The following is an 11,989-nucleotide window of genomic DNA, read 5'->3' as shown; positions in this document are numbered from 1 at the left end:
TACTATATAATGCGGCCGCTGGTGAATTTTTGTAGGCTTAAAAATTACAGTGGTATCTACTAAAGCCTTACCGGCATTATTATTTATGAGGTACAGTATGTTCAAAAATAAATTTGACACAGTTATTAGTGTTTTCAAAGCTAAATCTAGTACAAGCGCAAAGACACTCAGTTCAGGTTTATTTGTTGCGGGAAACGTTGTTATGGCCAGAGCAATTAGTGAGATAGACCTCTCTTCATTACAAGGCAATTCAGAAGATAAAGTCAATAAGCAAGACCTAATAATCATATATGATTATATTAATAAAGTAACTCAAGAAGAAAACTATAATATATGTACTAATAATCTTGATTGTATAAAAAGCAGGATTTTAGCAGAAAATATAAGTGATTCATTAGCTGAAAAATTTCGTCAAGATGGATGGAATATAATAAGTAATGATGGTTCTTCGCTATTAACAGTGGCTATTGAAAGAATTAGGAAAGAACAAAAGAAAAATAGGAATTATGATATTCATGTTGAAATAGCTGTATCTCTAATTCTTAGTATGGGCAGAGAATTGATTATAAAATTGGAGAATTTTGCAGATAGTAATGATAAAACACTTCTACATTATTTAGCTGAGTCGGGTAAAGAAGATATTTTATGTTTTGTGATAGAAAATTCTAATTTTGACATTAAAGAAGCAGTAAGGAATAAAGATAGAGATGGTAAAACACCACTACACTATGCGGCTAAATCTGGCAATAAAGAATGCTTGAAAATTCTCATAGAAAATGAAACAGATTTTAGTTGCACTACCAATAATAAAACCGAGTTACACTATGCTGCCAGAAGCGGAAGTCCTAACCTCCTAGAATATTTAAAAGAAATATTGACAGCAAAAGGAATTTTTGATAGGGAGAAAATTAAAACAGATAAATATGGAAATAACGCATTACACTATGCTGTGCAATCTGGAAATGCTGAGTGCATAAAATTCTTCATTGATAATCAAGTACAATTTTTAAAAAATAAATATAATGAGAATCCTTTTCATAAGATTGTAGGTAACTCAGAAACTCAAGAAAATGCCATAAATTTTCTTATAGAGCATCTAAAATTTTTAGGTAGACTAAAAAGTGAAATTAATCAAGAAAATGTAGATGGTAACACCCCATTGCATATAGCTGCAAAACATGGAAATAACCAGCTAATGAAATTGTTTACTCAATCAGGTGCAAAAATTGTTCAGAATAAACAAGGTAACACCCCCTTACATATTGCTATTATACATGGTAATTCATATTGTATAGACCTATTTTATGAAAATATAGGAAATAGCATACTTCAATCCAAAGGTGATTATGGAAGAGATCTTGTACATTTAGCTGCAATGTACGGGAAGTATGATTGTCTAACATCTTTACTCAAGAAATTTCCTGATTACGATTTAAGCACAGAAACACACAAAGGAAATATGGCCCTACACTTAGCTCTATCGAGTAATACAGAAACAGAACTAAGAAAAAAATGTGTGAGTCTATTAATAGACAGAAGCATGCAAGTAAATAAGAGTAATAATGAAGGAAACACCCCTTTACATTTTGCTGCCCAACTTGATTTATCGTTTTTAAGCATGATAGAAAAAAAGTTGGAAGAGAAGAAATTTGACGTTTATCAAGAGGTTTTGCGTGAGAATAGCAACGGTGACACCGTCTTTCATATGGCAGCACGTGTTGGTAATAAATCATGCCTTGAGCACCTTTTTAAAAAAGAGAGAGTGGGAGAAATATTAAGTAAGAAAAATAAGGATGGACAAACTTTACTACACTTATCTATCCTCAGTGGAAGAGTAGAATGCGTTAAGTATTTGGTAAAAAAAAGCCCAAAGGGTATTTTTTTAGAACAAAATACACAAAAAAAGTTGTTATTTGCAGCTATTTTGAGCGGCAATAAGGAATGTCTTGAATTTGTGTCAAAAGAACTTGTAGGTAAAAAGGTGGCTGCTAGCATCAAAGTGTTATATGATGAAAATGACAATACACCGTTACACATGGCTGCTCTTGCCAACGACATAGAATTCTCTCAGTATGTTATTGAAAGTATTGCTAAGTCAACTATTAGGAACACAGTACCACTTTTTAACACAAACAGTCAAGGGCTTATACCTCTACATTTAGCTGCCATGAGCCTTAATGCTGAGTTAATAGAATATTTTATGAAAGATAATCATTACCCCTATAATAAGAAAATGTTAAATGTTGTATCTAAATCTGGAAGAACAGCATTACACTATCTTGTAATGAGTGATAATGATTTTGAAAAAACTATAAATGAGGATTTTAAGCAAGGTCAATTTTTGAAAAAGTTAGTTTTAGAAAAGCGTAAACAAAATGAGCACTTAAGGGAAAAAGCTATTAAAGCCTTATTCTACCTAACAATCAGCACCGGAGAGAAAACTTTAAATGAAAAGATAAATTTTGATATAAAGGATAATGCAAAAAAAACAGCTTTAGATTATGCTTTTAAACATGGTGACACAAATATCTTGAGGTTATTTTTAGATTTCTTTTATGAAATAAGGGAAAACAAAAAAAGGAAATATGATAAACTTAATATGGAAGATCAAGAAAGAAGCAAAAAGCTTCTAGACTACTATAATCTGGCCATGTCAATATCAAGTGTGATTATTTCTGTTTGCATTAAGTATAATAATGCAGAATCTGAAAAGGAAGAAATTCCTACCTGGATTTCCATTGCATTTTCTTCGATATCATTTTTACTTATCTTATACAACTTAGTGATTGGCCTTCAAAAAGAACCTGTTAAACGTAAGATAGAAAACTATACTGAAAAAATGAACAGAATTGAAGAGGCTACAGGAAAGTTAGCTAAGACAAAAGTAGGGGATCATGATTTGGAGGAATACAACTCAATATTGGAACTATTAATAAAGAATGCAGAAGATATTTCACGATTGGAAAATGAACTTTACAAGTTTACGCATGAAACTAGATTAGAGAGTAAAGACAAACTCAATATTTCTCCTCAGAAAATGAGTAGGGGTGGTAGTGCACTACTATGTTCGAATAAGTCTTTAGAAGGTAGAAAAAGTTCACCTGTTTTGAATGATTTAACAGCAAAACTTAGTCTGTGTTCAAGACGCAACAGTAGAGTACAAAATACAATGGACAAGTTAGATAATCCATCATGTGTAATTACTATAAATGAGAATTCAGAAATTAAACCAAAAGCTCCGAAAAACAAATTCAAGAATGTTGCAACTAAGCTAAAAATAGGCAATATCTTTAGTAAGAAAAAAGAAGATCTTATCGCTTCATCAAGCTTATCAGAAGGTGCTAATCACGAGAATATTACAAAAATGAATGAAGAAAACTGTGGGTTGATAAAACGATTTGGTGATACCAATGGGTATTCAATATTTTCGACTCCTTTTAATCCAAGCAGTTCAACCTCAAGAGAAGAGTGTGGTAACAATCATAGTGCAGCGCGTCATGTGAGTTATGGTAGTGCAAATAATCCTGTGAGTGATAAGGAAGTTAGTAAATCTCCATCTCTAATACTTTCTAACTTTGAGGAGGGGATTACTGTTGACTGTTTTAAATTCGAAAGATATAGACCAAGGGTATATTCAAGTCCATCTTGTGTGAGAAAAAGAGCAATTACAGCTAGATCATTGGAATATGTAATACTTCCTGATCATATAGAAAGAGGAAAATAGATGCAGATTGTAGTCACTGACTCTGATAGCATCAACTTTCAGAGGAGTGATAGTAAGAACTGTCATTGAGTAGTAGATAAGAAAAACGTAGAACAATTGGCAAGGCTATCGTATAAGGTTATAGTAGAGAAGAAATTAGATAGCCTTGCTAAATTTCCATGAAAAAGTTTATATTCGCATATCATTAATATTTTATTACATTAATGATATGGTAAGGCAATAACTGTTAATACTTTTGAAATAAAAACTATATATGGTACATATAATTAAATAAAAGGAAGATTGTGGAAATCACTCCGTCAATAAAAAAGGAATTAAAGCAAAGTATACTATATACTTGTCTAGAGAAGTGCAAGAGTGCGTTTTGGTTCATTTTCTGGTTTAGCTCAGGGATTAATGCGTTAATGTTATTTTTGCCACTTTATACCTCTCAGGTACTTGATCGAGTGATATCGAGCGAGAGTGTGTCAACACTAGTTATGCTGACGATTATTACTTTATCTGCGTTTGCATGTTCTGCAATGCTTGAAACTTGTCGATATTTAGCTATGGCTAAAATTGGTGATTGGATTGATAAAACTGCAACACCAGATCTAATAGTAAGGTCAATCAGGTTAACATCAGTACAAAGCTCAACTTCAAGTGGTGAAGCAATACGAGATCTTGGAGTAATAAAAAATTTCATTACAGGAAATGGTATATTTTCACTGTTCGATACTCCATGGTCGCTAATTTACCTTGTTGTGATCTTTATGATACATACCTCTACAGGGTTTATAGCTATTGCCGGGATCATTATATTAGTTTCAATGGCAGTATGGAATGAACTTGCCACTAAGCGTATATTGCGAGAAACCAATGAAGAAACTATACGCAATATTAATGCTATAGATGTTGCAACAAGAAACGCAGAGGTGGTTGAAGCTATGGGCATGTCAGAATTTATAGTTTCTGATTGGTGTAAACGGAATGATCAAAATCGTGCAATGCAAGTTACAGCGCAGAATCGTTCTAATGTAATTACTGGTATTACTAAATTTTTACGTTCAACTCTCCAAATTTCAGTAATTGGAACAGGTGCATTACTTGCAATCACAGCTCACAAAACTGCCGGTAGCATTATTGCTGCCTCGATTTTGATGGGTAGAGTATTGGCTCCATTTGATGCAGCAGTTCATACTTGGAAATTTTTAAATCAAGCCAAGATGTCATATGGCAGGCTGCAAAGACTTATCCTAACATCCCCAAAAAGAGAGCAAACTATGGCTCTACCAGAGCCTGAAGGGAAGTTGGAATTTGATAGGGTATTTTTTACTCCTTATGGGAGCAATAAGCCAACAGTAAAAGGAATCTCATTTGTAATAGAACCAGGGGATGTTGTTGGTGTTATTGGTGCAAGTGCTTCTGGTAAGTCGACCATTGCAAAACTAACCGTTGGTGTTTGGAAACCCATATCAGGTGTAGTCAGACTAGATGGCGCTGATGTATATACTTGGAATCGAGAGAACTTTGGTAATTATGTTGGTTACTTACCTCAAGATATTGAGTTATTTAACACGAGCGTTAAAGCTAATATTGCCCGCATGAGACCAGATCCAAATCCTGAAGAAATAATCAAAGCAGCAAAAATTGCAGGAATACATGAATTAATACTGAGCTTACCAAATGGGTATGATACAACAATAGGAGGACCTGGAGGAGTAGTACTCTCTGGTGGCCAAAAACAGCTTCTTGGACTTGCAAGGGCTTTCTATGGTAATACTAAGCTTTTAGTTCTTGATGAACCGAATGCTAACTTAGACAGTAATGGAGAGGCGCGCTTGATTAATGCAATCAATGTTGCAAGAGAGCAAAATACTACCACTGTTATCATCACTCATAAGCTACAGCTACTATCTGTAGTCAATACAGTGATCGTCATGTCAGATGGGGTTATTTATGCTATGGGACCAAAAGATGAGATTTTGAGTAGATTAGTTGCTCCATCACCAGATGCCACAGAAGATAAACGTTCTTCAGCAAGTGGTTAAGAAAGAGAGAAGTTGTCACACCTCTCTTTCTCTTATAGAGTACTATATGCACAGTTTATAAAATCTTAAGCAATTGTTATTCGAAAAATCCAATAATGATTAGCCACGGAACCTATTTGCTAATTCTCTCACATTAACCTTAGACATTTCTGATGTAGGCTCTTGTGTATATGAGACATCAGATTTAACGCCTTTTTTGTCATGACCTTTAGTAATAGAACATACTACAGTATCAGCCTTTACATGCTTAACACTTGGATCTGATTGAAACCCATGCTTTCTTTCCATTTGTGCTTCAAGCTTACTGCTATCATGTGTAACCCTACACCTTTCTAGATTACGGTCACGTTTGTCAGGAGCTACATATCCATCTATATCACTACATAAGAACGGGCGCACTTTGAACCTGTCTGAACTAACACCATTTTCAACACTTGCAGAATTATGAGCTTTTCTATTATTGCGCATTTTATCTACAGCTTCCTTTATTTTTTCTTTTGATGGTTTTGGCAGCAGTGCTGGCTTATATGCACATGCTGGTAGTTCTGGAAATGAGTCCTCCTGAAACAGCAAATGACTTTGGTTTCTCTTACTATCTGATTCTTCAATATTCTTTATTGGTGTCTTGAAGGAGTTTTCGTTTTTCTTTCTTAGATCTAACTCATTTAATCCGCTTCCAACATTATTTTTTCTTGTTGTAGTGTGAATAACACCTGGAAGTTTCACTTCATACTTAAATTTTTTACCAATGGTATCTATTGACTCATTAGATGAGGAATCTATTTGAAACCTGTCGTTTGAAAATTTTGATTTTGCAGCATCAAAAGATATACTACGTTTTTCTGTCTTTTTATCAGTCATATTTTACCTCTAAACCTATCAATTAATAAAAGTATAAATTAAGAGGTATTAATTTTATTATAATAATAAAGGCTCAAGAAGCATCACCGTAGGGTTTTCTATATAGTACTTAAAGGCATTTAAAAATTTTGCTCCGAGTGCTCCATCAACTGCTCTGTGGTCAACAGAGAGAGTAACTGTCATTATCTCTGCTATCTCTATTTTTTCACCTATGACAACTGGTTGTTTTTTAGATGCGCCGACAGCCATAATGCAAGACTGTGGTGGATTGATTATAGCGCTGAAAGTTTTTATACCAAACATACCTAAGTTGGAGATAGTAAATCCTCCTCCTTGAAATTCTTCAGGCTTTAGTTTTCCAGATCTTGCCCTACTTACTAAATCTTTCACTTCTTTTGATATAGATAAAACACTTTTTTCATCAGCATTTTTTACTATAGGAGTAATCAGTCCATCCTCAAGCGCTACAGCAATTGAGATATCTATATTTGAGTATCTTACTATTTTAGTATCTATCCACGATGAGTTTATATCAGGAAATTTTTTCATGCTGAAAGCCACAGCTTTTATAATTAAGTCATTAATTGTTATTTTATTGTTTTCATCCACTGAATTAACTTCATTTTTCAGCGATATTAGCTTATCAACGTGGCAGTCTACAGTTAAATAAAAGTGTGGAATATTTTGCTTAGATTCAACTAGGCGCTGCGCTATCACTTGGCGCATATTACTTACCTCAACTGTTGTATTTTTCTCAAATCTCTCATAGCTTTTAGTTTGATCTAAAAATTCTAATACATCAGCTTTGATGATACGACCATATGGACCTGTACCTTTTAATCGCTTTATATCAACACCTTCATTTTGAGCTATTTTTTTAGCTAAGGGGCTTACTTTTATTCTATTTTCTGTTGCTCTATCCTCTTTTTTAGATCCCAGTGTCACGCATTGGGATGACATTGAAGAGCCAGATGAAATCGAAGGGTTGGATGATACTGAAAAATTGGCTTCAACCTCCTTCTCAACCTTGTTATTGATGGCAGAAGCTAAATCAAGTGCGCTTTTATCTTCCCCTTCCTCTAACATGAGAGCTATCAGTTGATTTACAGGCACGCCACTTGTTCCTTCCGACACTAAAATTTTTGCTAAAACTCCTTCATCGACAGATTCAAACTCCATTATGGCTTTATCAGTCTCAATTTCAGCGATTACATCACCTATTTCAACTTTATCTTGTTCTTTTTTACACCACTTTACAATTTTCCCTCCAGTTTTACTCATTGTTGGGGAAAGAGCGGGCATCAATATTTCTATAGGCATTTATTCTGCATTAAAAGATCTATTTAATTTTTAATTTACTCTTTACCCTATGTCAATCTAATCGTAAATTATGATACTTATATCATCCTAGTACGTGATGCTGGAATCTTGGTTGACTACTGTTATCCTACTATTTCTATTGCTTAGTCCTAGACAGAGTACAAATAGTAAGATCATCATGAAAATAGACGAACCTATTATAATGGAAATAGAAAAATGTAGTGCTTACTATCCTCTCACAAATATATAGCTTGGGTACAGAAAAATTTATATGAGGGAGCTGGTTAAATTGATAAAAGATCAGAATTAATAGTAGTTTCCGAATCTTCTGTAGCAGGCTCTTCATGTGAAGCAGAGGACAGACTAACTTCTTTATCCTCTGTTCTCTGTATAGAACTACCACAAAAACTCCTTAACATCTCTTCAGCAGATGAATTTAAAATCTGTATAATAGACTTTTCACTTTGTTCTTTCAGCGATTGATCCATCTTAGAAATCAACTCGGAAAATTCACTACCTTCTTTTCTAGCTTCACTTTCTATCTTATTTTTTATGCTTTCTATATTACTTTGGTTAATTTCTTCTTTCGTTATGTTAAATGAATTAGCAATACCTTGATACTTAATCTCACAATCGCCACAGCCAACTATGCAAAGAGCAATAGAATCGGATATTTCACCTGCAGCCGAATTATGGATAGTGTAAGCTAAGCAATTGTCATGATATTTAATGCCAAGCTGTTGCTCTATCAATTCAGAAATTTCATTTTTTAAAGACATAAAGTACCTCCTTCTTACATTACTGTACCTTCTGATTAAAGTACAACAGCTGCTCCTAAATAGCAATCCATATATGGTTTACTTTAATAAATTATTAAAGTAAGAAGCTTTTACATCCTAAAACATAACTGAGATAAGCCAATGTAAAAAAATTTTTAAACGAGAATTATTGTATATATATTACTTATTTGGTAAAATTATTTTGGCAAAATAGCATATAAAAGTTGAGGCTAATTATGAATATTAAAGAACGAAAGGATTTACAACAGGAGTTATTAGGAATTGTTTTCAATATACTCATAGAAAGTGAAGATAGCGCCATAGAAGCTATGGAAACAAGAGCAGTAGAGATAATTAAAAAACTAAAGGAACACATTAATGATGATATAGAGTATGGTGGTCAAAAAAAGCCAATTTTAGATTGGGTTATTGTTTGTGATTCTCAGAATAATGTCAGACTAAATAACAAGTCGCTATTAAAATTTGAGAAGGCAATTAAGGATATTGGAGGAAGAGCACCGCTAAATGAAATAAAAAGTATAATAAGATTATTAGTAGAACAAGCACAGCTAAATCATGTTAGAATTAGAGGTGAGAGAGAAGTACCACTAAACCTCTTTGAGGAAAACATAATAATGAGAGAGCGAGGAAGGGCAAGAGAACAACAAATGCGGCCAAATTTTATTAGAGAAAGAGAAGCGTCATTGAATCTCTTTGGAAACAGGGATGAAAATGTAATAATGAGAGGACAAATGAGGTCACGCTATATTAGGCGTATTAGACGTGAAAGAGAAGTACCACTTAGTTCAAAAATAGGAAAATTAATTGGTGTAGTTTCATCCATAATTGTAGGTGCTTTCATTGGTATAATGGTTGGTATGGTCATTGCTGATTTATGTATTGAGATGTGTATAATCACCACTTCAGAACCGCTTCTTCTCATCATGGGTGCTACTGCTGTTATAGGAGCCATTGTAGCAGGAACTGCTCCTTTATTAAAGCTAATAGAGATGTTTAAAGGTCAAGAACCTAATCTTTCTCCTAGTAGCGGTCCGGAAAGCTCTAATACTGAACATACTTATTTAAATAGGCAAAGAGTTATTTAGAAAAAAATTGGAAGAATGTTCAAAAAAGTCCATTTATAAAATACATCGGCTTAACTATGATCTTATAACTTAAGCTAATTAATTAAAAATTTTTGTTTTAGCGGTTAAATAAAGCCAGATCTTATTAGAGAGAGGATCTTCTTATCTCTTCTTTACCTTCATTTTCATTTCTAACAATTTTTTTTCCACTTAATATGTCTCTTATTTCATCTCCTGTTAAAGTTTCAAACTCCAGTAGATTTTCAGCAATGAGCTCCAAGTCTTTCCTACGCTTGGTTAAAATGTCTTTTGCTTTTTCATAGCAAGAAAATACAACTTTCTTTATTTCCTCATCTATAAGTCTTAACGTATCTTCAGAAATTGTCTCAGAATCATGTGTGATTTGTTCACGATTGTGATATATTGGCCCTATTTTGTCACTCATTCCCCATTTTGTCACCATAGCACGTGATAAATCTGATGCTAGTTTTATATCTGAAGATGCGCCGCTTGTGACTTTATCATAGCCAAAAATTAGCTCTTCTGCCACACGTCCACCCATTGCAACAGTTATATCTGCTAGCATCTTTTCTCTTGTGAGGGACACTCTATCTGTTTCTGGTAGTCTCATAACTAAACCGAGTGCTCTACCACGTGGAATAATTGTTGCTTTGTGTATAGGATCAGAAGCAGGCATATTAACTGCAACTACTGCATGACCAGCTTCATGGTAAGCAGTAAGCTTTTTTTCTTCTTCTGTAATGACTAAGGACCTTCTTTCCATGCCCATCATCACTTTATCACGTGCATACTCAAAATCATCCATGGTAACAATTTTCTTATTTCTTCTTGCAGCAATAAGCGCAGACTCATTCACTAAATTTGCTAGATCAGCCCCTGAAAAACCTGGCGTTCCCCTCGCAACTGTTTTTACGTTTACATCTGGTGCTATCGATATTTTCTTTATATGCGTATTTAATATTCTCTCACGCCCATTTATATCAGGTAAAGAAATAGTAATCTGTCGGTCAAAACGACCAGGTCTAAGTAGTGCTGGATCTAGGACGTCTGGACGGTTAGTTGCAGCAACTATTATCACACCTTCATTAGACTCGAAACCATCCATCTCAACCAGTAACTGGTTTAATGTTTGTTCCCTTTCGTCGTTACCGCCACCAAGACCAATGCCGCGATGCCTACCTACTGCATCTATTTCGTCTATGAAAATTATACAAGGAGCATTTTTCTTGCCTTGATCAAACATATCCCGGACACGGCTTGCACCAACACCGACAAACATTTCAACGAAATCAGATCCAGAAATACTAAAAAACGGTACATTAGCTTCACCTGCAATTGCACGAGCAAGTAGAGTTTTACCAGTTCCAGGGGAACCAATTAAAAGACATCCTTTTGGTATCTTCCCACCTAACACTTGAAATTTTTGCCTTTGTTTAAGAAAATCAACAATTTCAACCAACTCTTCTTTTGCTTCATCAATCCCAGCAACATCATCAAATGTCACTTTTTTTCCAGTAGTCATAAGCCTAGCTTTTGATTTGCCAAAGCTTATAGTTCTATTACCTCCTGCTTGCGTTTGTTTAAAAAGGAAAAGTAATAAACCGATAAAGATAAGCGTCGGAACCCATTGAATAAGTAATCCACCAATTATACCTATTGCAGAGTCTCCAATTGAAAAGGAGAACTTCACTTTCCTATCATGCAAACTTTTTATTAAGTCACTATATATAACACCACTTGAGTTAAAGGCTGACCCATCCCTAAACTTCCCTTCGATGCTTTGGTTTCTTATTGTAATATTTTCTATATCATTATCTTCTAGTCTAGTTAAAAATTCTGAAAAAGGTATGGTTGTTTTACTCTTATCTATACTTCCGCTAAATTGAATATAAGCAACTGAAATAAGAACAATAATCACTAACCAGATCAATAAGCCTTCTAAAAATTTTTTCATTTACATTTCTAATTAAATACTAATCAAGCTTACCAAATTTTGTTTTATCGTGCTATTAATAATGAATCGAATCTTATCATCACCGTATTTTTTCGTTATAATTTACATCAGGATAAGCAACCACCTTTCCATTTTTTCACTGTTGGAAAAGAGTAGTAAACTTTAGAAAAATAATTACAAATTTAAAAAGTTGTTTTTCACTGCAATAAGTATAT

Annotated in this window: 7 protein-coding genes and 1 pseudogene; 3 read left to right on the top strand and 5 right to left on the bottom strand. The window is 33.9% G+C overall.

Going from position 1 to position 11,989, the window contains the following annotated elements:
• Window positions 1-97 precede the first annotated feature (97 nt).
• Both OPR29_RS00285 and OPR29_RS00280 read left to right on the top strand, forming a co-directional pair.
• Complete coding sequence (locus OPR29_RS00285; RefSeq protein WP_265025248.1) at window positions 98-3,724, top strand: ankyrin repeat domain-containing protein; 3,627 nt, start codon at window positions 98-100, stop codon at window positions 3,722-3,724.
• A 284-nt stretch (window positions 3,725-4,008) separates the two neighbouring features.
• A complete protein-coding gene (locus OPR29_RS00280) occupies window positions 4,009-5,754 on the top strand; it encodes a type I secretion system permease/ATPase (RefSeq protein ID WP_265025247.1) in 1,746 nt (581 codons plus the stop codon).
• A 99-nt stretch (window positions 5,755-5,853) separates the two neighbouring features.
• Here the strand turns inward: OPR29_RS00280 and OPR29_RS00275 are convergent, their stop codons facing one another.
• The 3 genes from OPR29_RS00275 to OPR29_RS00265 all read right to left on the bottom strand — a co-directional run bounded on the left by OPR29_RS00275 (window position 5,854) and on the right by OPR29_RS00265 (window position 8,714).
• On the bottom strand, window positions 5,854-6,615 hold the full coding sequence (locus OPR29_RS00275) for a hypothetical protein (protein ID WP_265025246.1): 762 nt from the start codon (window positions 6,613-6,615) through the stop codon (window positions 5,854-5,856).
• Between the two features lie 57 nt (window positions 6,616-6,672).
• A complete protein-coding gene (locus tag OPR29_RS00270) occupies window positions 6,673-7,935 on the bottom strand; it encodes a pyruvate dehydrogenase complex dihydrolipoamide acetyltransferase (RefSeq protein ID WP_265025245.1) in 1,263 nt (420 codons plus the stop codon).
• Between the two features lie 284 nt (window positions 7,936-8,219).
• Window positions 8,220-8,714: a WBM0748 family T4SS-associated protein gene (locus OPR29_RS00265; RefSeq protein ID WP_010403296.1), complete on the bottom strand. Its 495-nt coding sequence runs from the start codon at window positions 8,712-8,714 to the stop codon at window positions 8,220-8,222.
• A 236-nt stretch (window positions 8,715-8,950) separates the two neighbouring features.
• Here OPR29_RS00265 and OPR29_RS00260 point away from each other — a divergent pair, with 236 nt between their 5' ends.
• On the top strand, window positions 8,951-9,820 hold the full coding sequence (locus OPR29_RS00260; protein WP_265025244.1) for a hypothetical protein: 870 nt from the start codon (window positions 8,951-8,953) through the stop codon (window positions 9,818-9,820).
• 124 nt (window positions 9,821-9,944) lie between these two features.
• Here the strand turns inward: OPR29_RS00260 and ftsH are convergent, their stop codons facing one another.
• Together ftsH and OPR29_RS05995 are read right to left on the bottom strand one after the other, a co-directional pair.
• A complete protein-coding gene (ftsH, locus tag OPR29_RS00255) occupies window positions 9,945-11,774 on the bottom strand; it encodes an ATP-dependent zinc metalloprotease FtsH (RefSeq protein ID WP_265025243.1) in 1,830 nt (609 codons plus the stop codon).
• A 12-nt stretch (window positions 11,775-11,786) separates the two neighbouring features.
• A pseudogene (locus OPR29_RS05995) lies at window positions 11,787-11,935 on the bottom strand (tRNA lysidine(34) synthetase TilS); the annotation flags it as partial.
• Window positions 11,936-11,989 lie beyond the last annotated feature (54 nt).

The sequence above is a fragment of the Wolbachia endosymbiont (group B) of Pammene fasciana genome (assembly GCF_947251495.1).
Taxonomy (GTDB): Bacteria; Pseudomonadota; Alphaproteobacteria; order Rickettsiales; family Anaplasmataceae; genus Wolbachia.
The sequence above is the reverse complement of the archived record's forward strand: the minus strand, read 5'-3'. Positions and strand labels throughout refer to the sequence as shown.

Excerpts from the sequence above, each read along its gene's own strand:
- ftsH (WP_265025243.1), bottom strand. The coding sequence starts at position 11,774 with ATGAAAAAATTTTTAGAAGGCTTATTGATCTGGTTAGTGATTATTGTT.
- OPR29_RS00275 (WP_265025246.1), bottom strand. The coding sequence starts at position 6,615 with ATGACTGATAAAAAGACAGAAAAACGTAGTATATCTTTTGATGCTGCA.
- OPR29_RS00270 (WP_265025245.1), bottom strand. The coding sequence starts at position 7,935 with ATGCCTATAGAAATATTGATGCCCGCTCTTTCCCCAACAATGAGTAAA.
- OPR29_RS00260 (WP_265025244.1), top strand. The coding sequence starts at position 8,951 with ATGAATATTAAAGAACGAAAGGATTTACAACAGGAGTTATTAGGAATT.
- OPR29_RS00265 (WP_010403296.1), bottom strand. The coding sequence starts at position 8,714 with ATGTCTTTAAAAAATGAAATTTCTGAATTGATAGAGCAACAGCTTGGC.
- OPR29_RS00285 (WP_265025248.1), top strand. The coding sequence starts at position 98 with ATGTTCAAAAATAAATTTGACACAGTTATTAGTGTTTTCAAAGCTAAA.